The sequence below is a fragment of the Kribbella ginsengisoli genome (assembly GCF_039537185.1).
GTDB lineage: Bacteria > Actinomycetota > Actinomycetes > Propionibacteriales > Kribbellaceae > Kribbella > Kribbella koreensis.
The window spans coordinates 91397-118012 of record NZ_BAABAA010000001.1; the positions used below are offsets into that span (position 1 = coordinate 91397).

The 26616-nt window shown below is 64.1% G+C and carries 22 protein-coding genes and 2 pseudogenes; 11 read left to right on the forward strand and 13 right to left on the reverse strand.

Annotated features, from left to right (window positions below; genetic code table 11):
• The first annotated feature begins 293 nt into the window (after positions 1-293).
• Entirely contained in the window at positions 294-2543 is a 2250-nt protein-coding gene (locus tag ABD768_RS00370) for a hypothetical protein (protein WP_344836042.1), read from the forward strand.
• A gap of 86 nt (positions 2544-2629) precedes the next feature.
• On the forward strand, positions 2630-2752 hold the full coding sequence (locus ABD768_RS00375) for a hypothetical protein (protein ID WP_344836045.1): 123 nt from the start codon (positions 2630-2632) through the stop codon (positions 2750-2752).
• Between the two features lie 38 nt (positions 2753-2790).
• On the opposite strand, the gene ABD768_RS00380 is transcribed toward ABD768_RS00375, so the two are convergent.
• Positions 2791-3450: a hypothetical protein gene (locus ABD768_RS00380; protein ID WP_344836047.1), complete on the reverse strand. Its 660-nt coding sequence runs from the start codon at positions 3448-3450 to the stop codon at positions 2791-2793.
• 29 nt (positions 3451-3479) lie between these two features.
• Between ABD768_RS00380 and ABD768_RS00385 the strand changes: the two genes are divergently transcribed.
• Positions 3480-3995, forward strand: coding sequence for a hypothetical protein (locus ABD768_RS00385; protein ID WP_344836050.1), 516 nt, complete (start codon positions 3480-3482; stop codon positions 3993-3995).
• Between the two features lie 415 nt (positions 3996-4410).
• Here the strand turns inward: ABD768_RS00385 and ABD768_RS43065 are convergent, their stop codons facing one another.
• The 8 genes and pseudogenes from ABD768_RS43065 to ABD768_RS00420 form a co-directional block, all read right to left on the reverse strand.
• Positions 4411-5397 (reverse strand): lanthionine synthetase LanC family protein, encoded by a 987-nt coding sequence (locus ABD768_RS43065; protein ID WP_425558409.1) that lies wholly within the window; start codon positions 5395-5397, stop codon positions 4411-4413.
• Positions 5342-6889 (reverse strand): class III lanthionine synthetase LanKC N-terminal domain-containing protein, encoded by a 1548-nt coding sequence (locus tag ABD768_RS00390; protein ID WP_344836052.1) that lies wholly within the window; start codon positions 6887-6889, stop codon positions 5342-5344. The genes ABD768_RS43065 and ABD768_RS00390 overlap by 56 nt, the downstream gene beginning before the upstream one ends.
• Before the next feature lie 448 nt (positions 6890-7337).
• The gene (locus tag ABD768_RS00395) at positions 7338-7754 is read right to left on the reverse strand and encodes a hypothetical protein (RefSeq protein WP_344836054.1); all 417 of its coding nucleotides are present in this window, start codon (positions 7752-7754) and stop codon (positions 7338-7340) included.
• Between the two features lie 768 nt (positions 7755-8522).
• Positions 8523-10055, reverse strand: a complete 1533-nt coding sequence (locus ABD768_RS00400) for an esterase/lipase family protein (RefSeq protein WP_344836056.1) — start codon at positions 10053-10055, stop codon at positions 8523-8525.
• Positions 10055-10531, reverse strand: coding sequence for a hypothetical protein (locus ABD768_RS00405; RefSeq protein ID WP_344836058.1), 477 nt, complete (start codon positions 10529-10531; stop codon positions 10055-10057). The genes ABD768_RS00400 and ABD768_RS00405 overlap by 1 nt, the downstream gene beginning before the upstream one ends.
• A gap of 1235 nt (positions 10532-11766) precedes the next feature.
• Positions 11767-12585, reverse strand: coding sequence for an IS21-like element helper ATPase IstB (gene istB, locus ABD768_RS00410; protein ID WP_344836061.1), 819 nt, complete (start codon positions 12583-12585; stop codon positions 11767-11769).
• Positions 12585-13843 (reverse strand): annotated as a pseudogene (gene istA / locus ABD768_RS00415) (IS21 family transposase). The gene istB and the pseudogene istA overlap by 1 nt, the downstream one beginning before the upstream one ends.
• 652 nt (positions 13844-14495) lie before the next feature.
• Positions 14496-15065, reverse strand: a complete 570-nt coding sequence (locus ABD768_RS00420; RefSeq protein ID WP_344836064.1) for a hypothetical protein — start codon at positions 15063-15065, stop codon at positions 14496-14498.
• 170 nt (positions 15066-15235) lie between these two features.
• On the opposite strand from ABD768_RS00420, the gene ABD768_RS00425 reads away from it, so the two are divergent.
• Positions 15236-15694, forward strand: a complete 459-nt coding sequence (locus ABD768_RS00425; protein ID WP_344836067.1) for a hypothetical protein — start codon at positions 15236-15238, stop codon at positions 15692-15694.
• Positions 15695-15821: 127 nt separating this feature from the next.
• Here ABD768_RS00425 and ABD768_RS43070 read toward each other — a convergent pair whose 3' ends face one another.
• From ABD768_RS43070 to ABD768_RS00435, 3 genes and pseudogenes are all read right to left on the reverse strand, one after another.
• Positions 15822-16163 carry a CHAT domain-containing protein gene (locus ABD768_RS43070; protein WP_425558397.1) on the reverse strand — a complete coding sequence of 114 codons (342 nt, stop codon included), beginning with the start codon at positions 16161-16163 and terminating at the stop codon, positions 15822-15824.
• 88 nt (positions 16164-16251) lie between these two features.
• Positions 16252-17019, reverse strand: a pseudogene (locus tag ABD768_RS00430) (ApeA N-terminal domain 1-containing protein); the annotation flags it as partial.
• 84 nt (positions 17020-17103) lie between these two features.
• A complete protein-coding gene (locus ABD768_RS00435) occupies positions 17104-17415 on the reverse strand; it encodes a hypothetical protein (protein WP_344836073.1) in 312 nt (103 codons plus the stop codon).
• Between the two features lie 464 nt (positions 17416-17879).
• Between ABD768_RS00435 and ABD768_RS00440 the strand changes: the two genes are divergently transcribed.
• Positions 17880-19628 carry a hypothetical protein gene (locus ABD768_RS00440; RefSeq protein ID WP_344836076.1) on the forward strand — a complete coding sequence of 583 codons (1749 nt, stop codon included), beginning with the start codon at positions 17880-17882 and terminating at the stop codon, positions 19626-19628.
• A 16-nt stretch (positions 19629-19644) separates the two neighbouring features.
• Here ABD768_RS00440 and ABD768_RS00445 read toward each other — a convergent pair whose 3' ends face one another.
• Positions 19645-20814 carry a hypothetical protein gene (locus tag ABD768_RS00445; RefSeq protein ID WP_344836079.1) on the reverse strand — a complete coding sequence of 390 codons (1170 nt, stop codon included), beginning with the start codon at positions 20812-20814 and terminating at the stop codon, positions 19645-19647.
• Between the two features lie 295 nt (positions 20815-21109).
• Between ABD768_RS00445 and ABD768_RS00450 the strand changes: the two genes are divergently transcribed.
• From ABD768_RS00450 to ABD768_RS00475, 6 genes are all read left to right on the forward strand, one after another.
• The gene (locus tag ABD768_RS00450; RefSeq protein WP_344836081.1) at positions 21110-21601 is read left to right on the forward strand and encodes a hypothetical protein; all 492 of its coding nucleotides are present in this window, start codon (positions 21110-21112) and stop codon (positions 21599-21601) included.
• The gene (locus ABD768_RS00455; RefSeq protein ID WP_344836083.1) at positions 21508-22410 is read left to right on the forward strand and encodes an nSTAND3 domain-containing NTPase; all 903 of its coding nucleotides are present in this window, start codon (positions 21508-21510) and stop codon (positions 22408-22410) included. Before ABD768_RS00450 ends, ABD768_RS00455 begins: the two co-directional genes overlap by 94 nt.
• Positions 22411-22769: 359 nt before the next feature.
• Positions 22770-23684 (forward strand): hypothetical protein, encoded by a 915-nt coding sequence (locus ABD768_RS00460; RefSeq protein ID WP_344836086.1) that lies wholly within the window; start codon positions 22770-22772, stop codon positions 23682-23684.
• A gap of 275 nt (positions 23685-23959) precedes the next feature.
• The gene (locus ABD768_RS00465; protein ID WP_344836089.1) at positions 23960-24571 is read left to right on the forward strand and encodes a hypothetical protein; all 612 of its coding nucleotides are present in this window, start codon (positions 23960-23962) and stop codon (positions 24569-24571) included.
• Between the two features lie 81 nt (positions 24572-24652).
• Positions 24653-25531 (forward strand): hypothetical protein, encoded by an 879-nt coding sequence (locus tag ABD768_RS00470; RefSeq protein WP_344836092.1) that lies wholly within the window; start codon positions 24653-24655, stop codon positions 25529-25531.
• 3 nt (positions 25532-25534) lie between these two features.
• On the forward strand, positions 25535-26599 hold the full coding sequence (locus ABD768_RS00475; RefSeq protein WP_344836094.1) for a toprim domain-containing protein: 1065 nt from the start codon (positions 25535-25537) through the stop codon (positions 26597-26599).
• Positions 26600-26616: the final 17 nt, after the last annotated feature.

A 26616-nucleotide genomic window follows, 5' to 3' on the forward strand; every position in this document is an offset into this window, starting at 1 on the left:
CTGCAAGGCATAAGCGGTTTCAGGTCGGGATCACGATGCAGCCCTGACTACCTCGACTGGGATGGTCCAGGCCCGTAGACGGTCGTGTGTTTCGGCAGCGATGATGCTGACCCATACGGTGCTCTGGCGGCACTGAGGCTAGCTAGGGGGTTCGCCACGTGTCGTTTAACTCTCGGCGTCATGCGGGAGGCAGCGCGCTCATCGCTGCATCACGCCGCAGGGTCGTGCTGGATTGTGCTGCCGCGTCAGGCTTGGCTGGAGAAGTTGCCGCTGTCAGCCTACGAGGGGTCATCGTGGAGCGGGCCGCCGAGGTGAGCCAGTTCGGAGTACGGATCAGCAACGCACGGATTACTGGGCAACTGGACTTGAGCGCGTGTCGTGTCGATTTTCCTATCTACTTTCACGACTGCCGGTTCGTCGAGCCGATCCTGATCGAAGGAGGCGCCCTTCATTCGCTCTTTCTCGTTGGTACGCCGCCGACAGAAGGAAATACCGCGAAGTCGTCGGTGCCGGGCATCCTCGGCAACGGCGTACGTATCCAACGCGATCTCCTGCTGTCACACACCTTGATCACCGGCGCGCATCAGACCACGTCCTCTATCAGCAGTTCATCCGCGGTCTGGCTGACCGAGGCTGAGATCGGCGGCCGGGTCCTCGCCGTAGGCACAGTCATCGACGCGACGGGCGATCGCGCGATCCAGGCAGACAGATGTCAGGTCACCGGTGACGTCAGACTCATTCAAGGCTTTACAGCCAACGCCGAAATCAGGCTCATCGGTGCTCAACTGGGCGGTTCACTGGACCTCGCCGGCTGTCAGCTGGTGCCGCGCAACGGACGCGCCCTAGACCTTGCCGAGGCCACTATAGGAGGGAGTCTGTTCATCAATGACAGCCCTCGACACGCGCCACTGATCCGGGGCCGCCTGGAGCTGGGACGTGCCTCCATCAACGGTCGCGTGCTCGTTCGCGAGGCCACCTTGAGCGCGCCGGCTGCCGGTGTCGGGCGGCACCATTACAACGCCAAGGATCCCGCTCAGCGGCTGGCGATCGTGGCACAGGGGGCCAGCATCCGCGGCGAACTCAGTATCGATGAGAAGACATCGGTGGACGGCGGCATAACCTTCGCTGGGGCAGCGATCGGCGGCGGCATCCTCATCGACGGCGCTACGATCCACAACGCATCTGACGTCGCCCTGGACCTCACGCACGCGGAGATCGGGTCGAAACTCTCCGCCGTGGCAGCGAACATCCACGGGACGGTGGATCTGGATGGCGCCGAGGTAGCGGGTCCGCTCGACCTGACGAGGGCCGAGATCGGCCGACCGGTCAGGCGGTATTGCCTGACAGCAATCCGCGCCGTAGTGCACGGTGACGTGAGGCTGGTCGATGCAAAGATCGGAGGCACCTACCCAGCCACGATCCCTGGAGGCAGCGGTGGTGTCGGCTTCCGGGGAGCTGAGCTCCGCGGAATGTTCAACGCCGAGGGGGCGCAAGTCGTCAGCCCTGGCGATAAGTCCTTGAACCTCCACCAAGCGCGAATCTCGGGCAATCTGCGGCTGTGCAACGGGTTCCGCTCCATTGGCTTCGTAGCCTTGAATCGAGCCTTGGTGGAAGGACGGCTACGGTGCGATGGAGGCACGTTCGAGTGGCATCCCCGGGAAGCGGGAGATAGCCGACTCACCGAGCGCAACGATCGCGCGGTGGCCTTTGAGTCCATCTCAGCGACGTTTCGTGGCGGTGTGGGGCTCGGCTGGTCGATCGTGGGCGCTGTTGACTTTACCGACGCTCGCACCACGTATCTGGCCGACGGGCCAGCACAGGACTGGCCTCTGCATGACAGTTATCTGAGCGGATTCAAGTACGAACGCTATGCGAGCATTTCGATGCACGGGTCAGGAGAGTGGGGATGGAAGGCTCGTGTGCGCTGGCTACGCGACCGCGACCCAGCGGCAAGTGACGAGCCTGGAGATACTGGGCCATGGGAGCAAGCCGCACAGATACTCAAGAACCACGGCGACTCGACTGGCTCCGAGCAGATACTGGTGGCATATCAGCGGACGAAGCGTCAACGGCGGGTCGGATGGGCTCGCAGTCGCCTGCTGCGCGGGCTGGACAGGATCTTCAACGATTGGTTCCGTGGATACGGCTACCGGCCACTTCGAGCGCTCATCCCGCTCGCGCTGTTGGTGATCGCTGTCGCCGGCCCACTTCTCCCGGCTCGCGAGAGCCAGGTCATGCGTGCGACGGATCCATCGGGTGTTGTCTATACACCGCGAGGGGAGTTGAGCCTGGTCGAGTCCGGTCAGCAGCCAGGCGAGACGTGCGGCAAGGGCAAGGTGCGCTGTTTCAATCCCTGGCTGTACGCCGTCGACACTGTCGTACCCATTGTCGACCTGAAACAACGTAGTACTTGGTCTCCGAGCAGCGACGCCGGTGGAGCGTGGATGCTCGCCTGGTTCAACGTGGCCACACTCGCCGGATGGGCGGTCTCCAGTCTGCTCGTGGTCGGTCTGGCCAAAGCAGGAAGCCGCTCGCTGAACTGACGAGCCAGACGCTATTGCCGATAGCAACACTTGATCGTCGTCCCTATCGGATCCCGTTCGCGCTGGTCAGCCCTACGCTACGGTGGATGGCTTCAGTGAGAATCCGGCTGGAGGATGTACCGGTCGCTGTCATGACCTGCACGGTCGGCGAGTTGCGGCAGCCGTCGACGGTGTCCCTGCTCCTCGGACACTTTCACCATGTCGCCTAGTTTGCCCTCGGGCTAGCCGATCAGTGCTGACTCGCCAGTCACCATTGTACGAGGTCGGCGGCGTCAAAGCCGGCATCCTCGGCTACGCGGGCGAGGGCTTGCCTGACCACGAGGAGTGCCTCCGAGTCGGGTAGCGCAGCGCGGCCAAGTACGCCGATATCGAGCCGTCCGAGTTGTTGCTTGTGGGTCATGCCGAACGGGCTGAGGTCAACCAGGTCTGCGAGGCGGAGGGTCCTGCCTTCGCCATTGCTAGATGGGTGCTCGCTGATGATGTGGAGGCTTACTCGCGGCCGGCCAGCAGAATCGGCCGGTGCGGAGGGATTGCCGAGTGCCAGCGGCAGAATATCGAACGCGATCGCCCACGCGGTTGCGAAGAAGTTGACGATCTGTGTGAGAGACAGCGGATTCGGGACCGAGATATCTGGTTGGCACCGCTCGAAGTCGATCTCGGCATCAACGACCGCGGTGACGGTCGAGAGCATGTGGTGGGGCATCAGGTACTGGAGAGATCCGCGGATCGCAGGTGCGCCATCGGTAGTCACGATCGTGGAGTCGTAGGACGCGCCCCAGCTGTCGTTTCGGACGAACTGATCGTCACGTGGACGCCATCGCGGGACGTCGTTGACGCCAATGCGTCCGGTTGCCAAAGCTAGCACCATGTGAGCACTCTGCGGCTTGGCCAACTCGGCCGTCAGCATCCGTCGGCCTGCTTGGTCACCCGCGGACGGTGTATCTCCGGGAGGACCGCCTGTCGGATGGTGTGAATGAGTGGATCTCAAGTTTGTTCAGTCCGGAGAATCTTGATGAGACCGTTGCAGTTCTGGCCGGTGCTCAGGGCGAGGCTGACGCGCTTGATGCGGCTGAGCGGACCTTCCGGGAGCGGATCGCGGCTGCCGATGCGGCGATGGCCAGGCTGCAGCGGGCACTGGAGGCTGGATGGGATCCGGAGGCGCTGACGAGTCAGTACAACGCGGCTGTGGCTGAGAGGAAGGCTGCGCTCGCGGGGTTGGATGCTCTCGAGCCGGCCGAGTGGATGAGTGGTGTTGATATCCAGGCGATGGTGAAAGAGCTGGGCGCGATGAAGATTGCGCTGGACGAGGCGGATCGCGGGGATCTCGCGGAGCTGTACAGAGCGCTGGGTCTAGAAGTCTCCTATAACCACGAAACGCGGGCGGCCGATGTTTCTATCCGGCCTGTCCCGCGTGTGGTTAGCACGTGTGTCCGAGGAGGACACACACCTTAACCACACGCCTCCAACTCAGCCTGGATCTTGTCGAGCGAACCCCGTAGCCGCCGATTCCGATTCACGATGCTCGGGTGCTGCTGACTCCTGGCTCGATCCATCCCCTGACCAGCGAAAGCTGGGATGCAAGTTGCCTACTTGCGCCAATCGATTCCTTCGATGATCGTTCATTCCCACGGGGCTGGACAGGGGAGCCCACCGTCGTCAAGAAACGCGTGATACGGAGGGCGAGCATTGGGCTCACTGGAGTTGAACCTGGCAGGCTCGACCTTGGTCACCTAGAACATTGCCGTCATTCACGCAGTAGCGGCCCAGGGTCTTCGTCGTTCGGAAGGATGGCGCGAAGAATGCCATGGGCGACGCCTCCTGATCCGACCATCAGATCGGCAGTGATGACCCACGGGTCTTCGGCGAGCTACGTCAGTCCGTGCCCACGGGTCTCTCGAGCCATCGATAGCAAGCATTGGGTCAATCTCGAATACGCCGGCCGACTGGTCGTGTCGAGAGCGCGGTGGACATCGATTGCAGCCTCCAACAGCCCGCTGGTGCCGTGGCACTGGGAAAGATTGCTATGTGCCGACTCAGGGTCGGTGATGGTCGCGCGGGCGGCGTCGGCGTACCGGCCTCGGCCGGTTAAGGTGTACAGCGCGGCTAGCGTAAGTCCGATGCCCGGCGCACCGTGGCACCACCATGACCACCGGTTGGGCTCCTGAACGCTGTACGCCCAGGCAATAGAGTTCCCGTCACGCGCGGCGGTCCGCAATAGCCAGTCTCCCGCGGCCTCCGCCGCCGCCGACGCCTCAGCGTCTTTCGTGGCCATTGCCACCTGAGCAAGGGCATACCCACAGCCGGCAACGCCGTGTGCGAAGCCAGTGAGGATGTCACCGGACATGCCAGCGACACCATCTGGTGTGATCCACGCACCGTCTGAGTTTTGCGTAGTGACCAGATGCCGCGCTGCTTCTCCAAGTACATTCCGGAAGATCGGGTCAGGGCCGAGCAGCCGCGTGCACGACAACGCGGCGAGGGCTTGACCTGCTGCACCATGTGTCACGTCAAGCCAGTCGCAGGGAGCGGTCAGATGGCGTCTCGCGAAGGTGAGTGCTCGCGACTGGGTGATGAATCCGGATCTGGCGGCCTCAGCAAAGGCGACCGTGACGCCGGCGTCTCCGAAGTGAAGTCCTGCCATCCCGGCGTCCGCTGAGGCCTGATCATCTTCAAGCCAGTCGAGGGCCGAATGAATGTAGTCAACGGCTTGCGGGCTGGTTGACGAATACATGGAGATCCGAGACAAGGCGATGATGACGCCTGCGACGCCGCGGTTGGCGCTGCGACGTACCTCATACTCACCTGCCGGATTCGCGCCGTTTCCGAGCGCGGCCGAGACCCAGAGTGGACCCAGGGCTAGTCGGCGCCTCGAGGAGGCCCTTCATTAACCGGTCGCAAAGGTTCGCCGTTTTGGTAACGGATGGTGCCTTCGGGTAGGCCACGCGCCGATGCCACGTCGCGGCTCCGAGGGCTTGTTGCAGCTCTTGGAGCCTTGGTCGCTCCTCTCGGTTCGGCGCCAGGGATGACTCGACAGCGTCAAGGAATTCGCCGGTGAGCTCCGCTCGCGTGATCGTGCGAAGTGCCAGTCCGGGATTTGCATGCTCGCCGGTTACACGGCGCGGATCAATGCCAGTCAGGAGTAGGAACGCGAGCGCACCGAGCGAGTAGACGTCGTCACTAGCTGCAGGAGGCTCTCGTTGTTGCTGCTGTGGTGACATGAAGCCAGGGGTGCCGCCAGTGAAGGGACCATGCGGGTCGGAGAGGTCCCACGCCAACTCGAAGTCGAGCAGTTGCGGGAAACCCAGTTGGTCGATCCAAATGTTAGACGCACTCAGGTCCCGATGAATGATCCCGGCGTCATGTAATTGCCGGACTTGATCGACGAGGCACACGTACAGGTGGTGTAGCTGGCCGAGATCGGTGTTCGCGGCGTGTGACTTTGCGGCCGTCGCCTCGATCGTTGCTCCGGGCACATATTCAGTTACCAGATAGGCACCGTCATCGGTTTCGTAATAATCCAGAACCGCTGGGGTTCGAACACCCAGCCCAGCCAGTGTGGGCCACCAGTCACGCTGGGCGGCGAGGCGGTCGCGCATATCCCGTCCTAGTCGGTCGCTGAGGCAATGGCGGCGCCCCTGCTTGACGATGACTGGCCGAACCTCCTCCTGATTGCGGCAATCAAGTGCGGTGAACACGCAGCCTTTCGGGTGTGCCTTGGCCACCTCCAGTAGCAGGTAGCCCGGCCCGTGCAATCGTGCGGCCGGCGTCTCATCTCGTCGATGCGGCGGATGCATTCGGAACGGCCAGGTCCACCTGGAGTCGAGAACGAACGGCACCGAGTATGAGTCCTGCACTAGGGTGCCATTCGGGGCATGGAGCCAAAGGCTCGGCTGGCCGAGGACATCGCGGCGCACGATCGGCTTGAACGTGCCCACTCGCGCGTAGACCACCGAGCCGAGGTGAGCATCTGATGGAACGCTGGGACCATCCAGACCCGCTGTGGCCGCTACTAGCTTGTCTGCTAGGTCGACGGCCTGCTCGTCGCTCGTCGGGTAGACGGTAAGGAACTTCCCAACCTGGGTCTCGCCGAGCTCTCCTTCGTTGAGCAATATCAAGATCTCAATGGACTTAGCTACTTTGAACGGCACACGGGCCTCAGCGAGAACCGGCACCGCTGCATCGAGCACGCGACCCGCGCACACCGGAGTGGAGGACAGATGGAGCTTCCATCCTCCGGTTCGCTTCGGCTGTCCGTGAACGGCCCAAGGACCGTTCACGGACACTGTCAGCCCGCGCCTTTCCAGGTCGGCAGCAAGGTCCTCGATGACGTCCGGTGTGATCGTCATTGCTGGCCGAAGCGCCACATGTAAGCAGCCGCCCAGTTGGTCGTGTGGCCGCAACTGTCATCACACGTCCTCCCACAGCTCTCGCCCGAACAAGTGACGCCGCATGTGCTTCCGCCGCAGGTCCCCTCGCAGGTGCCGGTCGTGCACGAGCACGTTTGTGAGGCGTCACATCCGGCTGCGAACGCTACGTCGGCTAGACGTAGCCAGACTCGGCTGGGGTCGATTGGCTTCGCGAGCCGCTGCGCAGCCCCGGGTAGGTCGCTAAGAAGCCGGATCGCCTCTTGCCGGTCAAATAGAAGCGCGTGTAGCAACGTCGGGCTCTGAGCAACTCGGTCGTGGACCGCGGATAAGAAGTCGCTCTCGTAGCTCATCCGTGACTCCTTCCGGAGGGATGAGTTCGAACAGCTAAGTCGCTGGTCAACGTCATCTCTTGAAGGTTCTCAGGCGTTCAGCGTGCATATCGGGAAAACAGGTCCATTTGAAGGTTTGTCGTGTACCCACAACTCGAGCCGCAGGTGGCGCCGCAACTGCTGGTACAAGTGACATCGCACCCGCTGATCGGTCCGACGCCACCTACTCGTCCCAGGATCTGTTCGGCGGTCAAGTTGGTGGTGTACCCACAACTGGATCCGCTACATGTGACGCCGCAGCTGCTGGTACAGGTGACATCGCAATAGCTCAGTCCGCTGCCGGTCAACATGCCCAGCAGCCTGTCCGGGTCCAACGCGACCAGCGCACCTCTGGTGCGCTTGTCGAGGAAGTCCAGGTCAGCCAGCACACGCTCAGGATTGAAAATTAGTGCGTGGAAAAATTCAGGATCGCTTCTGGCCTTCTCCGCGAGTCTCGCCAGGTTGTCTTCGGTCATCTCGATCCCACCGCCCCTTCCCCACCGTGCGTCCCGGGTCCCTGCGGCTTGTGAAGGTGTTTGCAGCTACCTTGTCGAGCAACCTGCGACATCGATCGATTCCCCGCCGAACCCCCTACAACTTCGGCTTACACCTACTTAGCCAGATCTGCAATGCCTGAGGCTCTACTTCGCTCATTGCTACCGTTTCGCAGGTGGTTACGATTGCATCATCGATCGGTGCAAGCATTCTGTACCTTGGTGCAGCGAAAATGGTGACTGATCGGAAGATTCCGGGCGGCTACTCGGTACTAGGTATTAGGTCCGTCGTCTGGGCGTGTCTCGTGACAGTTTTCCTCCTCAATATCGCGGCCTCGGTTGGTGTTTACCTGCGAAGGGCGTATCTGCATCGCGCATTGGCCTTCCATGACCGAAAGCCCACTGGGAATATTCGACTCTGGCCGACAAGGCGACGCCGTCCCCATTGACGAATCTCAAATGGCTAGGTGGGCGCCGGGCGCAGGACCACCTACCTTGCTGCCCGGGGCGGCAAGAATTGTGAGAGCCACGCCACTTGCCACGGTCAACTTCAGGCTTCCGGAGTTCGAGCAGCGACACCTCTACCTGACTCGATCCACTCTGTTTGACGGAATTTGATGTCACGAGCCATGTCACGCGCAGCCCAGGCCCTGCCACATCATCTGGCGTCCGCACAAACCGGGATCATCGAGCGGGTGGCCGCGCTCACTCACGCCAATGTGCCCATCATCACGAAGTTCGACTGCCGTACTAGGCGCCGCAGTTTCTGACGCTCAATTTGCTTACTCCTTTTCCGCACCAGTAGAAACCGGTGTCGTAGTCGATGCGTGGGCCGCTGAGTTTGACGACGCGGTCGAAGAGCAGACCCGTATCCTTCACTGTCAGCTCGGACTGATCGCCGGGCAGCGTGGTCGGATCAGGCGGGGGCGGTTGCGGTATCCCGTCCCAGGTGGAGTACGAGACTCTTGTAACCGTGAGCAGCACGCCGCTCTTGGTCGGGGTGACCTTGAGATCGACGTTGGTGTTGCACATCGCAGAGTCTGCCAAGTGCTCCGGGTGGCAGGGCCCTATGTTGAAGGACTCCGTCGCGGTGCCGTCTGACTTGATGTCGAGAAGGCCCCCGTGGGTAGTCCAGTGCCCTACGAACCGGTTGGGGCTGGCTGCGCGGAAATGCTGGATGTACCCCCGAATGGCCTCTGCCGCGTCGTCTAGTGCAGATGCGTTGTGCAGCACATTCGTGTGCGAGCACTTGGCGCCAATGTTGGCCGCGAGGAGCATCGGCATGAGCGTCGGGCCTTGCCGGTCGCCCAGGATGTCGTCCATAGCCATGTTGTCGGTGAAGATGCTCAGATTCAGACCGGAGACGACGTTGGCGATGGATCCCCAGCCGCCCTGGTCGACGAGACCCTGAGCGACCGCGATGGCACCGATCTGATCGAGGTTGATTGAGCAGGGCTCGGGCCGCAGGGTGACTTGGCTTCCTTTGGCTGCTCGCGTATCGAGTGGTCCTGACTCCAGGTAGCCCTGAGACGAGTCGGTCCACACGATGCCGTCGCCGCCGAGGTTGATGTCGTAGAGGGGAACGCCGAAGAGGCTGCGCTTGACGGTGATATCTCCCGCTATCTGTGTGAGCGGGACGCTCGTGGGCAGGTAGGGCGGATAGGCACAACCATTGGGCAGGGGGCTCTGGCGGTCGTGCAGCGCGAGGCAGCGCGACCCGTCGGTGCCGGCCTTCGGGAACGGCCACCAGGCGCCCGGGTTCTTCAATTCGGCCGCTCGGGCGATCGGCTGGCTGCCGAACGGTGAGCCGAGGTGGGGGGTGTCGAAGGTGACGAGCCCTCCCAAGATGTCGTCGATGGGCAAGTTCGCGTACCTTGAGTCGGTGGCGAATCGCGCGGCCAGCCCTCCCATGGAGTGGGCGACCACGATGACCTTGCCGCTGCCGCCGAGCCGCTTGTGCGCGGTCGAGACCTGGGTGATGTACTCCGCCAGACAGTCGGCGATGCCGGACTGCGATGCCCATTTGTAACTGACGCTGCCGTAGTTGAACTGATGCGTCGTGACGGCCAACTTGGGTGCGCGCTCGAGGTAGGTAGCGACCGCGTCCATATTGTTGGCGTTGCCGTTCCACCCGTGGGCTAGCACGACTGGCTGGATACCAGCCGACAGGTGGCCGATCGACTGAGCGGGGCAGTCGGCGGCTGCGGCAGTCGTGGGCGCGGCCATCAGGCTGGCCGCCAGCGCCACTGGGACGAGTGATGCAGTGAGCGTGCGCAACTTCATCAGTCCTCCTCGGGGCTGGTGACCAGTTTCCACTGGCCGTCGATGTAGACCAGGCTGACCATCCAGCGGTTGGTGCCGGAGGACGATACGGTCTGGTAGATCGCGGTGGCCATGCCGTTGCCGGTGATGCGCACGCTGCCCGGTTCCACGGTCATGGACCGGTAACGCGCGAACGCGTCGACCGTGGCCGGCGGAGCCTTCCAGCCCTTTGGCGACTGGATGGCCGCCGCGACGCGCTTGGCGTTGTGGCTGCGCAGTTCCTGGCCGAGCCGGTTGGCCGCTCGTTCAGTGAGGTGGGGCGCCGGCGGCCTGCCTGGCGCCGAAGCAGAGGTGGACGAGGACGGGATGCCCGTGGCGACGACATTCCCACCGTGGTGCTTGGGATCGCGGACCAAGGTGAACGTCGCTACCCCTGCGATTGCGAGCGTGGCGATGAACCCCAGCGCCAACTTGGTGGTTCGAGATCGAAAACGCATAGCAGATTCCTGCCCTTCAGGTGCAACGGTTTCCTCAGGCGACTGATGCCGGTGACGGCAGCCGGAAGATCTCAATGATTGACGGATGGTGGCTCGAGGCGAGCTCGGCGAGCCTGACCGGGTGGCCACCGACGGTGATAGTTTGGCGCGAGCAGCACGGCTTGGTCCCGCGCCAGCGCCCTCTTGCCCCTAGTGGTGGATCAGCTTGTTGGCGACGTACTGGTACTGGCGAGTCGAGACCGACGGGGCCAGGGCTGCCGTCCACATGAGCCCCAGCTGGCAGGGGAGGTGCGTCGCTCACTCAAGAGCGGGAAGCTTTCCGAGCAAGTAATCGGCGTACCATCGGCAAGCTTCTTCGTTGAACGCCTCACTGTCGCCGTTGTCAGGCATGACCGAACGGCAGTCGGCGCGCACTAGTTGCCTGGATAGCCAGACAGAGACGAACTTGACGCCATCAGACTGCACTCGTGCCCAAGCATCGGTGCCATCTGGGAACCCGCTGAGGTGGGCGGCGGAGTCGAGGTGCTCGACGTCGGTGTGGTGGAGATCCGCAGACATGTAGAAAACCGGGAGGGACACGCTTAGACCCGTAGACGGGTCCTCATAAATGCAATAGAACTCGAATTTCGGGGTCGTCTGAGCGCGACTCTTGAAATGTAGGCCAGCGGACACCTCGCTCGCGCTAGGCGTCTGGCATAGGTCATCGAACACGCGGTTGCCATCGGCGTGACCGACCGCCGCTGAGGTGGCTGGGGGAACCGGAGCCGGGGATGGGCTAGGCACCGGCTCCGACGACGCAGTGGCGGCCCGGCTGGGTTGGTTCGGCGCGGCTGTGGACTCCTTTTCGCTGGAACCACAGCCAGCGAGAATTGCTGCACCTGCCGCGACAAGGCATAGCATCCTTCGACTCGTACCTAACACCACAGTCACCCCCAGGGCTGCGGGTTGCCCAGCTGCCCGACTGCGGCTGACGACCCTAGCCCCTTGCTCCTTACATCGGAAGGCGACCGCTATGCGTTACGGCGACCGCCTCGAGCAGACTGCCACGGACTGCGTTCCTTGTGCGGTCTCATGGGATGTTCAGCAATCCTTGTGTCGGCGGCGTACCCCCGCCGAGGCGATTAGCCCAACGCAACGGCCGCCTGCGCCGGCAAGGTCAGCCGACGCTGTCAACGCCGGTCGAACCTTGACCCAGTTGTTCCGGGTGAAGGTTGACCCACCCGGGTTGGTTGTTGTTAGTCGTTGGTTTTGGTGGCTGCGGGGACGCGGCCGAGGTCGCGGTCGTTGAGTCGGTAGCTGTCGCCTTTGAGCGAGATGACTTCGGCGTGGTGGACGAGACGGTCGATCATGGCTGCGGCGACGACGTCGTCGCCGAAGACTTCGCCCCAGCGGCCGAACGGCTTGTTACTGGTGACGATCAGCGTGGCGCGTTCGTAGCGGGAGGAGACGAGCTGGAAGAACAGGTTCGCGGCTTCGGCCTCGAACGGGATGTAGCCGACCTCGTCGACGATGAGCAGCGGGATCCGGCCGAGCTTGACCAGTTCGTCTTGGAGCCGGCCGGTGTGGTGGGCGTCGGCGAGCCGGGCGACCCATTCGGCGGCGGTGGCGAAGGCGACCCGGTGGCCTGCCTGGCAGGCGCGGATCCCGAGCCCGATGGACAGATGGGTCTTGCCGGTGCCGGGCGGGCCGAGGAACACGACGTTCTCCTTGCCTGCGATGAAGTCCAAGGTGCCGAGGTGGGTGATCGTGTCGCGTTTGAGGGAGCGCTGGTGGTCGAAGTCGAACTCCTCCAGCGACTTGCGGGCGGGGAACCGGGCGGCGCGGATCCGGCCCTCGCCGCCGTGAGCTTCGCGGGCGGCAACCTCGCGTTGCAGGCAGGCGGCCAGGAACTCCTCGTGCGACCAGCCCTCGGTGCGGGCGCGTTCGGCCAGCCGCTCGACCGCGCCGGCCAGCGACGGCGCTTTCAACGCGCGGGTGAGATAGGCGAGCTCGGAGGTCATATTGCGGCTGTTCGTGTTGCCGGCTGTGTTGCTGGCGTTGGATTTGGTGGCCATCACGCCACCCCCTTGGTGCTGGTGGAGGCCGTGACGTCGGTGGTGTTGTGCTGGTCCAGGCCGAACATCCGGTCGTAGTCGGCCAGGCTGCGTTGCTCGACGCCGGTGTCGACCGGCGTCGAGGCGATGATCTCGCGCAGCCGGCGTGCTTGGCGCATCTCAGCAGCTGCTGCGGCGTGAATCGTGTCGGTGATGGTCTGATGATCGGCCCAGCAATGCTCGTGGTCGGCAACGAGGCGCCCGTCGCAGGTCACCGTCACCCGATCGAGGCCGGCGCTGATCTCTACTCGTCGACCGATCGCGCTGGGGTGCACCGAGTAGTCGTTGGAGTCCAGCCGCACGTAGTGATCGCGCGGCAGCCGGGTCGTCAGCCGCCACCCGACCACCGGATCGACCGGCGGGAGCTGGAGCATTGCGGACCGGTCGACAGGGCGGCAGCCCAGCCGCCGGTGCCGACGGGTGTTGGCCCGCCCGAGCCAGTCGGTGAGTTGGGCGTTGAAGTCGGCGGGTGAGGTGAAGCTGCGGCCGGGCAGGAACGAGGTCTCCAGGTATCCGTTCGCCCGCTCCACCAGGCCCTTGGCTTCCGGATCGGCCGGTCGGCACTGGATCACTTTGATCCCCAGCGTTCCGCGGAACGCGTTCATCGCCTCGGTCAGCTGCGGCCGCCCACCGCGCCACTGCCCGACCGCGGACTCGTTGTCCCACACCAGCGCTCTCGGAACCCGACCCCACCCGCTGATCAGCACCCAATGCCCGGCCAGCAGATCCGGTGACCGCCGCGACGGCAGCATCCGCGCGGTGATCATCCGCGAGTACCCCGGCACCATCACCAGCACCGGCGGCCGGCCGAGCTGCCCGAAACCCAGCGGCGCATCCACCGGCGGGAACCACAGATCGCACTGCGCCAACTCACCGGCCTGATACTCCGTGCGCGACGCCGGATCGGCCGGCGCGAACAACGGCCGCAACGCCTGAACCCGCTCGAAGAACACCGTCTTCCCGCGTTGCCAGCCGACCCGCTCCAAGATCACCGTCGACGGCATCTCGGGAAACTCCGCCAGCAACGCCCGGATCTGCGGCTCGACCGCGTCCACGATCGAGCCCTTCGCCGCCCGCACATGCCGCGGCGGCTCATGCGCACCCAACGCCTTGCGCACCGTGTTCCTCGAGATCCCCAGCCGGCGAGCAATGGCCCGGATCGCCATCCCTCCGCCCGATACAACCGGCGGATCTCCGCCCAGTCCTCCACGTTCAACACCTCACGATCGTCACGGAGGTGGGTCAAAGTTCACCCGGAACCAGAGGGTCAGTATTCAGCCGGAACCGACAGACGCTCGTTTAGGAAACCGAGGGACCCATCGACACCAGCCCTTGCGAGCCTAACGAGGCATCACCAGTTTGACCGGTTTCAACTCCATTTGACTCGATTCGACGTTGGGTCGTCCCCGTGTTATTCCCCACTGAACTGCGGTGTGCGAGAAGGGTCGAAGCGTGCCGAGGTGCTGCACTAGAGCTCGAGCATGGCCTCGGAACCTAGTGCCGCGTCTGACGGTTGGCTTTCTTGAGGATCTGGGTCGGTGGTTTTGGTCCAGGCGAAGGGGTGGGATCGGTCGTTCCAGCCGTTGATGAAAACCCGAATCTTGGTGTACGTCGGTCACGGACCGGAAGGTGCCGTGGTGGATGGCTTGGCGCTTGGTGATCGAGAACCACACCTCGACCCAGGTTCATCCATGACGCGCGGGTCGGGGTGAGGTGAACGCTCGCGCGCGGGTCGCCGGCCAGCGAGGCGTTGGGGTGTTTGTGGGCGGGGTAGTTGTCCACCGCCAGGTGCAACTCGCGGTCTGGGTGGGCGCGGCAAACTGTTTGAGGAACGCGAGGAACTCCTGGTGACGATGCCGCGGCTTGACCGCTTAGTAGAGATACGGAGCGCAGGCAATAACGTTCACCAGAGTGATGAACCCGTCGCCGACTCCAGTGAATTTCCAGGTACCGGCCGCGACCGGCTTGAGGACCTTGAAGTCCACCGCTGACTGTGGACCGCTGCCGTCGCTGAAGACAACGGACAGGTAGTGAACCTTCGTCCGCGGGTCGTTGTCGATGGTGATGCTCCGCTTCCCCACCATGAACCCCACCCCGTCATCCGAGTACTTGTTGCCGCCGGTCGTGTTGGGGTTCCAGCTGGCGTTAATCGCCTTACCCGGGTCGGTCGGGCACTCGGCCTCGATCTGCTCGAGGACGAGGCCGGTCACTCGGACGGTGTGCGGATGAGTGGTTTTGATCTCCGGCCAGGGCATCTTGGGGCCGGCCGGAGTCGTTGGCGCCGGGCTGTCCTCCTGCGTGGTCGGTGCTTCGGTGGACGACGACTGGGTTGCCTGGCCCTGGGTGGCGGTGGCACCCAGGACCGTGGGCGGCACCGTTGGGTCCGTGTTGGTCTTGCCGCCGACGGACGAGCAGCCAATCGCGAGGGCCGCGAAGGCCACTGCAGCCAAGGTGGTACCCGACGACGTGCGGGATGGAAACATTGGTGGGGTTCCGGTTTCTTCGCATCAGCATCAAGGGTGATGCTCTACCTCATGGCAGGTCGCCGAAGTGCGCCCTTGCTGGCTTATCGGATGGTGCGGCCGAACGTTACGAGCCTCGGGACCCCCGGATGCGATCGCACAGTGCGAAGTATGTCGACGTCGGCTACGTGCTCGCGGCCGCGGCGACCCAGGGTCACCGGCACCTCACTCCGCAGCGGCGTCCAGGTGGATCACGCGATGCACATCCACGAGCTCATGGCTCAGGGCGAGACCGCGAATGCACTGCCGCTGCTGCGTGTGAATTGGTACGACAGTGGGCCTCGGTCCGGTTCCGCGTCCTGACGAAGAAGACCGCGCGGCACCTGGTCGACGAGACCCGCAAGAGCGCGAAGGAACAGCGCCGCTCGGCCGCCAAGGGCACCGCGGAGGCGACCGCCGACGAGATCGTGGAGACCGAGCGCGTGATGCGTGAGGTCAAGCGCGACATCAACCGCAGCGGTCTGACCCTGGTCGAGGACCACCTACGCCTGCTGGCAGCGCGGACACCCGCGAGGACCTCGAGACGTACGTCGACACGGTCACGCTAGGGCGGAGGCGGTCGTGGGGGGAGGGGAGGAGGTAGGCGGCGGTCGGTACAGCTTGCTGGTCAGTCCCGCGTCGTGCGCTTGTGCAGGCCCGCGTCGCGCATGAGCTGAGTAGGGGCCGGCAGTTGCGTCAGCACACGCCAACTACCTGGTATGCGGCCCAGACCAAGGGAAAGGCGTGGCTGTGCAGGTGCGGTGGGAGGTTTCGGTCTGAGGTGAGGTCATGTGTTGACGCACGCCATTGCGCGAGGCACTCGAGTTGGAGCTTCCGAAGGCTTGCCGCGGCAGAGTCGGGGGATCGCAGTGCGTCAGCCAGCCTGAGGTCGAAGTCGCGCGTGAACGGCAGGTCCCAGATCGGCCAAGCGGTTGCGACGACCTCGCGGGCGCCGGCCCACAGCACTGCGGCAGCTAGGCCGAGCCATTCTCCGGAGCCGCCGCCTCCGGATCCGGCCGATCCGCAGGCGGAGAGCAACGCCCGTGCCGGAAACGGATAACGCGGGTCGCCCGCGGCGGTAGGTGCCGCGAAGCCGCGCCCAACGCCGTACGCCGGTCGCGCCGATGTCGTCGTACGAGAACAGAAACCGGTCCTGATGCGCAGCGCCCTTGGGCCGGTCGAGAGCGTAGGTGGTGACCGGAGCCCATCGTGGCGCGAGGACGTTGCCGGCGATTGCGCGCTCCGGGTCGCTGTCGCGGCGGACCTCGATGTCCTTGATCCCACAGCGCTCCCAGCCGGCGACGACCAACAGTTCGCGGATGCTGCGGTGCAGGTCGAGGTCATCGTTCCAGTCCCGCGCGGTCGTTGCCTTGGTCAGGACGTGGATCTCGTCGTTGATGAGCTTCTGTCCCGGAACGCCGGACTCCTTGAACACATAGCTGGGAACGAGGGCGGCGTTCAGCTGACGCGAGAAGACAACCGGCTCGTGGCGTTTGAGCGTGATCAGGTCGGTCGCACCGTCGTCGCGATTCCGGAGGCGTTCATGGTGGACCGACGTGATCGCCATCCACCGCTCGAGCCCTTCGACGCGCGATCGGACTGCGTTGATCTTGGCGTAGGTGATACCACGGTGCCCCGTCAGGACCGCCGTCCGGAACCGGATACGTCCCTCGCGACCGAGCCCGCCGATGGTTCGCCAGCCGCGCGGATCGACGAGACAGAAGCTGCCACGGGCGTCCGCGAACCAAGCCACCTCAGGCAGCTCATAGTCGTGATTGCGATACTCGGGGTCGTCGCCCCAGACGACCATCCTGCCGGTCACCATGCGTTCGAGTTCCGTCCCATACTCGAACATAAACGACAGCTCGATCTGAGAGCCGGTGTCGTGAAGCATAGCCGGATGGCCATCAGGGACGGCCTGCACCAGAACACGCCGATCCGTGGGCTACCGACCTCCAACTCACCCGCCATGGCGCCATCATGCCGTGGTTGCCGAACAAACGTCCGGTTCCTGTGCGGGCGACGCGCCGGAGCCATCTGCCGCCACGAGCGGCGGCACGGGATGGCGACGCTTCCGGGCGCACTCGACCCGTGGTTTGATCGGGGCATGGGGCGGAAAAGCAAAGCACAGCGGCGACGCAAGCGGGAGCGTCGAGCGGCGGCGCGGGGTGCCGGGACGATCGATCGGCACCTTCTGGCGGTTCTCGAGTCGCTGCAGGGGATCGACGCGAAGATTCGCGACATCCTTCGGGCGGAGGACCCGCTCGAGGAAGCCGATCGTCGCCTGCAAACAGTCACGAGATCGCCCTCTCGAGCGAGGTACGGGCGTACAACAGGTTTGAGCTCTGCGAAGGCGTGCGATTTGCCTGCCTGCCGTGGAGCGCCGGAGGTCCGCCGCGACCCGGAACTGAAGGCGGGGCTACCAAGGCCGAGCTGTTGACCCTGATGGCCTTCGCCGGGCAAGCCGAGGATGTGAACAGCACGGACGAGCGGCTGCCGCGGCGCCTGGCAGCGATGGCTGATCAAGCTCATCAGCTGATCGATCTATCAACCGCGGAGCACATCCTCACCGCTGCAGCGGCCACGGAGCCAGACCCGCTCGGGTACATCCTTGCGGCTAGCCGCGGTCGTGAGATCTGGATCCGCAACTCGTCGTATCCGGAGATGGTCGAGGAGACCGTAGGACAGCTCTTCGACCCGGAGAGCGTCCGCGCAGCGCTGCGGGGTCAGGTCGGGTTCGACGCTGATGATGCAGTGCGTGCGCTGAAGGCATGCCATGACCTGCAGGTTCAAGCCTTCAACCATCGGCAGTTTTCGTTTCTCGGGTCGATCGAAGAAGCCATGGCTGAGGCAGCCGAGCTCACTGAAGACCGGCGCGAGGGTCTCCGGGCCAAGCTCGATGCAGCTCAGGAGCCCGACGAGCAGGCGGTGTCGGTCGCGCAGGAGGCTGTCGCTGCGGCCGCCGGTCTCGAGCCGGCGGTCGTAGCTGCGGTCGTGCGGCAGTTCCGTCTCGACATCGACGACTGGACACCTCTGCAGGCCGTTCGCGAGTTCACCTCGGGCAACAATCCCTTGCGGACGAATCCTTTGCTCGTGACGGACTCGGGGCGGCTGATGCTGGTGCATGATGCGCTGACCCTGGACGCGGTACGCGAGAACCTTGAACAGGTCTTGAAAGCCACGCCCGGATGGGAGCAATACCAGGCCCACCGGGGCAAGGTGCTTGAGCGCAGGATCTCGGAGAACCTGGCTCGAGTGATACCCGACGCCGAGTCTTGGGAAGGTTTCGAGTACTTCGTGCCGGCGAATGCCGACGAGGCAGCTGGTGTCCCGTCCGGCTACTCCAAGCTGGTCGAGGGCGACCTGCTGGTGGTCAAGGACGACGTAGCACTGATCGTCGAGGCGAAGGCGGTGGCGCTTGCTTCGAAGGCCAGGGCCGGAAGCAGAGGCCGGCTGCAGAGCGACCTGACGAGGATCATCACGAGCGCCGCTGCCCAGGCTCGCCGGCTGAAGTCGATCCTGGAGAGGGACGGCGGATTTCGCACCCGCGGCAACGATTGGGTCGCCCTGCCAGACGTGCGGGAGATTCACACCGTCGCGGTCAGTCTGGACGACCTGACAGGCGTCGCGACGACCTCTCAGGAGCTGGTCGACGCCGGGTTGCTGGAGTCGGTTGATGTCCCCTGGACCGTCTCGTTGCACGACCTCCAGCTCATCTGCGACCTGGTCGATCTGCCGTCGGAGTTCCTCCTCTATTTGCGACGCCGCAGAGACCCGGAGACCACCGCCTACTATGCCGCACCAGACGAGCTGGATCTGTTTCTGTACTTCCTCGATACCGGCCTCTATGTGGAGCCCGACCCGCGGCTGGTACGCAAGGATCTGCCCTATGTGAAGGTGCGTGCGACTGACGTCAAGCGCCGCCAACGACAGCGCTGGCGATACCTCACCAGCCGGACCGATGCCCTTGACGCCTGGTACTACGGGGAATTGGCCGGACGTTCGGACGTTCCGAAGCCGACGATGTCGAAGGCAGCCATGAGTGGCTTCATCCAAAAGCTCGAAGACGCGGGTGCCAAGGCCTGGCTCAGCATCGGAGCCACCCTGCTGTCTGCCTCAGGTGATGTTCAAGAGGAGCTGGTCCGCGCTGCCGAGAAGCTTCTGGCGACGCCTGATCCGACGGGGCGCGGCCGGAGCATGACGACCGCCATCGGCTCGACCAAGCAGGATGCGTGGGTGCTGGTCTGGGTAGGGCGTCCTGCAAGGCAAGACCCCGAGATGTTCGCCGGTCGGCTCGGTGAGTACCTACGGGCGAAGAAGTATCAACTGCAGATTGATCGAGGGTGCATCTTTGTCTTCGACGAGTCCACCAAGGAGCTGGTGGACGTGATCTACGACGGCCGGGCTTACGCTGCGGACACCGAGATGGACGCTCTGATCGCTGAATCGGGGCTGTTCGACCCAGCTCAGTCCCCTCGGCGACTACCTCGCAGCCTCCGCTGACGCCAGTGACCACCGGCTACCGCGACGAACCGCTCAGCGCATCCTTGAGCTTCTGAAGTCCCCGATGGATTCCTGGGGTGATGAGGATCACTCGGGGCCGCATCGCCGCGAGGTGGCGCTCCAGCGACGTGTCAGGGAAGGCCATCCTAGCGATCTGTACGTCTTCGATCTCTTCGGGGCGGGCGCTCACCTCGATGTCCTCCAGGGTGCCTTCGGCGATGAACGTTGCGCTGAAGGTCTCACGCGGGCCAAGTTTTCCAGGTCGAATTCCAACGGATCGCGAGTCCCAGTCGACGAACTCGGAGTGTGAGTCGCTCGCGATCGTTTCGTGCGATCGACGGACTTCGTGGAGATGCAAGAACGTCTTGTCCGCCACCTGGCATCTCAGCCAGTCCGCGAGGTCCACCTCGTTCCTGCTGCAGTTCGTGATCTGGAACGAGACTTGGTGCATCTGCTCTACTACAGAGCCGTTGAGACGGGTGGAGATCCCGCGCCCGCCACTGGGGGCGGATCCCAGGTCTTCGAAGGGGAGGAACTTCGGTAGGACGAAGATCTTCACATCGATGTCGGGTGCGACGGGCTGCTGCTCGACCAGCTCGTAGATCAATGAGTTGACCACGAGCTTCGCTCTCGGGCCACGGTCCTGAGCTCGCAGGCGAACAAATGCCTCCATGCCGGTAACTCTTCCGCTGACGACTATTCCCTCGTCGGGGACAACTCCGTTCAGCATGCCGGAGATCGTGATCTCGTCACCAGGATTGAGCAGGAACGGAGTGAGCTTGAGGCAGCCGTGGTCGAGGACCGCGGAATCGGTGCCGAGGAACTCGTCCGCGCGGCCCCGGTTGACCGTGATGGATCCTCCCAGGAGTTCGCAATACCGCCCGAAGTCGATATTGAGCGTGCTGCTGAAGTCGCCCGGCTGGATGGGAGCCATACCTGTGTTCGCGAGTCTCAGCTTGAATGCCATCGGCCAGACGAGCTTGGTGCCGCTCGGCTCCAAGTGGACGGAAACGGGGCCGCTCAGGAACGAGGCCAAGGCATCATCGTCCCGGTCGAGGAGAAGCTGGTCGCAGGCCGCCGTGTAATGCACTCGTTTGAAGCCGGTTCCTCGCTTCTGCCAGAGGAGAGTGATGCCTGTCAGAGCGGCCGCGATGACCGCGAGGATCGTCGTAACCAAGAACTCCAAACCCGTGTCCTCCACTCCCGGTCCAGCCGATGTGACGTCGAGCTAGCGGGCCGCGGTTCCCTCAATGGCGGCTCGTCTAGATTATCCGCGTGCCCGAACCGAACTACGACCTGCACAAGCTCGGTCGGCGCGCCTTCCAGGATCTGTGCGGTGTCGTCTTGCAGGAGGTCCTGGGTCAGACATTCACCGTGTTCGCGGACACGAACGACGCCGGACAGGACGGCGCCTTCCACTGCATCTGGGCCGGGTCCGGCGACGCACCGGCGCCGGAGCTGGGGGCTTCGCATCCAGTGCTATGCCCGTTGTCGCGCAGTGCAAGTTCAGTACCGCCCCGTCCGGGACGTTGACTCCGTCGGATCTGACCGGCGAGCTGGCCAAGATCGAGGACCTGCACGCCCGGGGTCTATGCGAGGGCTACCTGGTACTGACCAACCTGCGCGTCACTGGCCGGACTCGAGCCTGGTTCGTCGAGGGGGTTCGCAAGCGCGGCCCGAAGGCGGCGCTGATACTCGACGGCCCCTGGATCTGTACCCAGATTGAGAAGAACTGGAATCTGCGCCGCGATGTGCCCCGCGTGTATGGGCTCGGAGACCTGTCGACCATCCTGGACGAGCGGCGGATGCGCCAGGCCCGCGCGCTCCTGACGAGTTTGACCCGCGAGCTGGAGACGTTCGTCCCACCAACGCGTATCGAATGGCGAGCGACGCGATCGCGGACCACGGATTCGTTCTGCTCCTGGGAGAACCGGCCTGTGGGAAGTCGACGATCGCCGCGATGCGGTGCATGACCGCACTCGACAATTGGCAGTGCGACGTAATGCGGGTAGATGGCCCGGAGGACATGCTCGCCCACTGGAATCCGGACGACCCACGGCAAATGTTCTGGATCGATGACGCCTTCGGTAGCATCAGGCATGACCCATACCTGACCGACCGCTGGGCGCGCCGCATGTCCGAAGTCATGACCGCGGTCGGACACGGGGCTCGTGTGCTGATGACCAGCCGCGACTACATCTATCGCGATGCCCGCCCCAGGCTGAAGGTCTATGCCTACCCAAGGTTGCAGGAACAGCAAGTCGTCATCGACGTCACCAAGCTGAGCGCCGCTGAGAAGCAGCAGATGCTCTACAACCATCTGAAGGCCGGCGACCAACCCGCAGATGTGTTGGAGGAATGGCGCCCGCATCTGTCAGCGGTGGCGGCTACTGACCGATTTCAGCCAGAGGTCGCTAGGCGGCTTTCCCAGCAGGCGTTCCTGCCGGCAACCGGGCTGCACACGGAGCGCGAGCTGGCCCGCGCTGACGGCCGGCTTCACCCTGGCCGGCATCGGCACCGGGCTGGCCGCGCCGACCTTTACCTCGACCGCCATGGGCAGCGTCCCGGCCGAGCGCGCCGGCACGGCCGCCGGCACGATCAGCACCGCCCGGCAGGTAGGTGTCGCCGTCGGCATCGCAGTGCTGGGCACCGTTTCCGTGGGTCAGTCGCCGAACAGGCTCGGCTGGGGTGCCAACCTGGTGCAGCGCCTTTACGACCCATTGTTGGGGAAACGCGCACTCTCGGACTCCTGCCGCGGCAAATTCCGGGCGGACGTACTTGACCGGTTCGCGTCAGTCGAGGCCACGTCTGTCCTGGATCGCTGAATCCTGGTCGCCGAGTTCTCTTGCTAGGCGGATGTTCGTTGGCATGAGTGGGGATCGGGACCTTCAGATACTGCGGTGGAGTATCCAGCGGCTGATCGAGTTGGTTGATCAGGGCATCGATGCGGCTGGCGAGCAGCTCTCGAGAGGCGAGCCGTTTAAGGCATGGCGTCCTCCGGTGGGGAAGGCGCCTCGCGATGATCCTGACTCGGACCCAGATCGGGGACTGAGTCCTTGAGGGTGGGATCAGGGTTCTTGACGCGTGATCCGGCGGCGATCTTCGAGTGCGACAGCAATCTGGTGCACATCGGAGGTTTTGATGGGTGAGGTCATCGATCCCGGATTCGTTCCCTCGAACGAGGAGCGAGCTCGGGTCCATGCGGCGATGAAAGAGGCCGGCAGGTTCTTTCGGGCGGAGTTGCTGAGAGCAACCGCCGATTGGCCGGGACAGTTTCTCAAGGAGCGCGGGCTGGAGAGTTCCGCTGACCCAGGCGCGACATGGAGGGTCGGCTATGCCCCAGATAGCTACTCGCGGCTGACGGATCACCTCCAGAAGCAAGGATTCGACTTCGCCACGTTGATCAGAGCTGGCCTGATGACCTGGACGAACGAGGGGGCGCCGATCGACAGGCACCGTGACCAAATCATGTTCGTCTCGCGCGACGCCCAGCTGGAGCTGGTCAGCTTCGTCGGGATCGACAGAGATGGCAGGGTGGCCTCGCAAGCGCCACCAACAGCCGCGCATCATCCATCGAATGGCCTGGTCGGGCTGTACGACCAGCTGGATCTGCTCGAAGCCGGCGCGACTCCGGTCATCGTCGACAAGTTGACGGATGCTCTGGCGATCGAGGAGCTGAGCCGGGCAACGACGAAGGAGCACGTCGGTATTCCATTAGCCGAGTCTCCGCTGTCCAGCGCCCAGGCACGGATGCTGGCGCGACACAGCGAGACCGACCACGCGATCGTGATGATCCCGCCCGAACGTGCCGGCCGCGAAAGAGCGATCGGTGCGTCGCTCGACCTCGCGCTCTTCTTCGACCGTATCCGCATCATTCCGCTGCCGCCTGATGATGCGATGTCCACGTTGACGCACTCGCCGCGCGAGCGTCAGACGATGCTCACGTACCTCTCACTGGCCAAACCATTGATCGGCCACCAGGACGGCGTCAACGACAACGGAACCCAGCACACCTCCTTGGAGATCGACGATCCGGGTCCTGGGCTGGGCTTGTGATGAGTATCGGTGACGCAGGCAGCATCAATCCTGATGAGGCGCGGCGGCTCCAGGAGGCCAATGTCGTAGCAGCCATCTTCTTCCGGCAAGAACTGCTGCGTACGACGGCATCATGGCCGGCCGCTGTGCTTGAGAGTTGGGGTGTCGGCCGAGTTCTGACTCCAGGGTCAGTCTGGCAGGTGGGCCTTGCACCCGATGGTGGTACCCGATTGGTCGATCACCTACGAGTAGCCGGTTTGGGGCACGAGACTCTCCTGCGGTCTGGGCTGGCGAGCTTGACCGACGATGGCCGGCTGGTGGATCGGTACCGGGATCAATTGGTGATGCAATCGCACGATCGACGGCTGGATCCGGTGGGGTTCGTCGGTATCGATCGTGATGGACGAGCCCGGCAGACTTCGCCGGAGGCACCGGTACCTCGTCAGCCGGCTGCACTCATCGGTGTACTGGAGCAGATCGATTTGCTTGAGTCGGGAGCGACGCCGGTCATCGTCGACCACCCGCTCGATGCGGTCGCTGTCGAGATTGGTAGTCGTGAGGGCGGCAGGAGGCACGTCGGGATTCCGTTGTGCGGGGTGCCGATCTCGAAGGATCAGGCCTCGATCTTGCGGCAGTACACCGCCACCAACTGGGTGATCGTGACGGTGCCCTTTGAGCCGGAGAGTGGGCAGCGGGCACTGCGTAGTGCCGTCAACCTGACCGAACACTTCGACCGCGTCAGGATGCTCGAATGCCCTCCCGGACCCCTGGTGGCGAACCCGTCGCGGCTGGAATTCCTCGCCGACCTGTACCTGAACCCGCCGGAGGCTGATCGGCGAGGCGACCTTGCACAGCATCTCGATCCAGAGATCGATCACGGGTCGGACGGCCCTGGCCATGTTCCTTGAACCGATGATCCAGGTTCTGGCGCAGCGGCCGAGCCGGGACCTTCGAAGTGAAGGCTTTGAGCTCGCGTTTCGGAGGTTGTGATGGGTGACCAGGAGGCTGGACGCGGTACGTCCGAGGGGGAGAAGCGATGGTTGCATGAGGCAAATGCCGCGGCGGCGGCCTTCTATCGGGAGGAGTTGCTGCATGCGGCACCGGACTGGCCAACCGCGGTTCTTGAACGTTGGCACGTCGAGGAGGTGCTGGATCCGGGGTCGGCATGGTCGATCGGATATGCGCCGGACAGCGGAACTCGGCTGATCGACCACCTGCAGAAGCAGGGCTTCGGACGAGAGACCCTGATGCGGGCAGGACTGATGAGCTGGACCAACGATCGTGGGGTTGCCGACCGCTACCAGGACCAGCTGGTCATGGTTTCCCGTGACCAGAAGCTGGAGCCAGTGGGGTTCGTGGGGATCGATTGTCACGGTCAGGCGACGGTGATCACGCCAGAGACGCCAGTACATCGGCCTGCCGCGTCGCTTGTCGGCGTACTGGAGCAGGCCGACGCGTTCAAGGCGGGCGCGATGGCCGTGATCGTCGATCATCCCCTGGACGCGATCGGGGTTCAGCTTGCCGTCGCTCATGCGCGAGATTCGAGGTACGTCGGGATTCCGCTGCTCGGCGCAGTGTCGCAGGTTCAGGCGCGGATCTTGCAGCAGCACAGCGACCCCAGCCGGTTGATCGTCACAGTTTCCCATGAGGTGGAGCCGGCCGAACTTGCACTGGAGAACGCCCTCGAGTTGACGTTCGCCTTCGACGAGATCCGGGTTTACCAACGGCCGCCTGGTCCGTTGCTGGGGAACGCCGAGCAGATGCAGGTAATCGCCGACCTGGTGGTGAGCAGCCGATCCAGCGGCCCGAGCAGCGACAACGATCACGACGCCACCTTGGGCAATGAAGACCCTGGACCGAGTCTGTGATCGATGAATGCCTTGGTTCGGGCCAACGAACTGGCCGCAGAACTCTTTCGTCGCGAGTTGCGGAACCGTCGCTCCGGCTGGGCGGCCGACCACCTGATCAGGAGACGATTGGGTGCAGCACTCAACTCCGACAGCACCTGGGAGATCGGCTTCGCTCCTGACAGGTGGACCCGGCTGGTCGATCACCTGCGATCGAACGGCGTTGACGACGACGTCATAGTGGCAGCCGGCCTGGCCAGCCCGACACCGTCTGGCTACCTCGCGGCCAGGTTCCGCGACCGCATCACCTTTGTGGCTCATGACATCGACCTGAGGCCGGTGGGCTTCGTCGCGCGGTCGCGAAGCGGTGAGCCGCGCTACCTCAACACTCGATCGACGAAGGTCTACACCAAGGGCAGGTCCCTGGTCGGCCTCGTCGCGCAAAGGAAGCGGCTCGCCTCCGGCGCGGTCCCGGTGGTTGTCGAGGGGCCGATGGATGCCTATGCGGTCAGCCTGCTCGGCGATCAATGGGCGGGCCTCACGCCGTGCGGTACTGCGCTCACGCGACATCAGGCGTTGATGATCAGGGAGCACGCCGTCGCCGACTCGGTGATCATGATGTTCGATGCCGACGCGGGCGGCCGGGCGGGGGCAGAACGGAGCCTTGCCCTGCTGGCCCCGCTGTTCGGCACGGTCCTGATCGCGGAGCTTCCCGAACGCCGAGACCCAGCTGCTCTGTACTCCGCCGATCCCGGCTTGCTGCGCACCGCGATCCGGCAAACACGACCGTTACTCGAGTTTGCGATAGACGCCGAGCTGGCGCGGTGGGTAAGGGTACTCGACCACGTCAGCGGACAGGTGGATGCGTTGCGAGCCGTGGCGCCTCTCGTGGTGAGGCTTCCAAGCGACCGGATTGGGACCCAGGTTGTCCGGCTGGCCGCTCACCTCAACCTCGAAGAACGAGTGGTGTCGCGGGAGCTCCTGGCCTGCGTCGGCCGCCGGCCGAGAGCAGGCGCGTCCGCCGATGACCTGGAGGCCGACCTGGATCTGGGTTCCAGGACGTTTCAGAACAGGGATCCAGGTTCATAACGGGTTCGGCAGACAGC

Excerpts from the sequence above, each read along its gene's own strand:
- ABD768_RS00375 (WP_344836045.1), top strand. The coding sequence starts at position 2,630 with ATGGCTTCAGTGAGAATCCGGCTGGAGGATGTACCGGTCGCTGTCATG.
- ABD768_RS00380 (WP_344836047.1), bottom strand. The coding sequence starts at position 3,450 with ATGCTGACGGCCGAGTTGGCCAAGCCGCAGAGTGCTCACATGGTGCTA.
- ABD768_RS00390 (WP_344836052.1), bottom strand. The coding sequence starts at position 6,889 with ATGACGATCACACCGGACGTCATCGAGGACCTTGCTGCCGACCTGGAA.
- ABD768_RS00395 (WP_344836054.1), bottom strand. The coding sequence starts at position 7,754 with ATGACCGAAGACAACCTGGCGAGACTCGCGGAGAAGGCCAGAAGCGAT.
- ABD768_RS00400 (WP_344836056.1), bottom strand. The coding sequence starts at position 10,055 with ATGAAGTTGCGCACGCTCACTGCATCACTCGTCCCAGTGGCGCTGGCG.
- ABD768_RS00405 (WP_344836058.1), bottom strand. The coding sequence starts at position 10,531 with ATGCGTTTTCGATCTCGAACCACCAAGTTGGCGCTGGGGTTCATCGCC.
- istB (WP_344836061.1), bottom strand. The coding sequence starts at position 12,585 with ATGGCCACCAAATCCAACGCCAGCAACACAGCCGGCAACACGAACAGC.
- ABD768_RS00425 (WP_344836067.1), top strand. The coding sequence starts at position 15,236 with ATGCGATCGCACAGTGCGAAGTATGTCGACGTCGGCTACGTGCTCGCG.
- ABD768_RS00450 (WP_344836081.1), top strand. The coding sequence starts at position 21,110 with ATGCCCGTTGTCGCGCAGTGCAAGTTCAGTACCGCCCCGTCCGGGACG.
- ABD768_RS00455 (WP_344836083.1), top strand. The coding sequence starts at position 21,508 with ATGGCGAGCGACGCGATCGCGGACCACGGATTCGTTCTGCTCCTGGGA.
- ABD768_RS00460 (WP_344836086.1), top strand. The coding sequence starts at position 22,770 with ATGGGTGAGGTCATCGATCCCGGATTCGTTCCCTCGAACGAGGAGCGA.
- ABD768_RS00470 (WP_344836092.1), top strand. The coding sequence starts at position 24,653 with ATGGGTGACCAGGAGGCTGGACGCGGTACGTCCGAGGGGGAGAAGCGA.
- ABD768_RS00475 (WP_344836094.1), top strand. The coding sequence starts at position 25,535 with ATGAATGCCTTGGTTCGGGCCAACGAACTGGCCGCAGAACTCTTTCGT.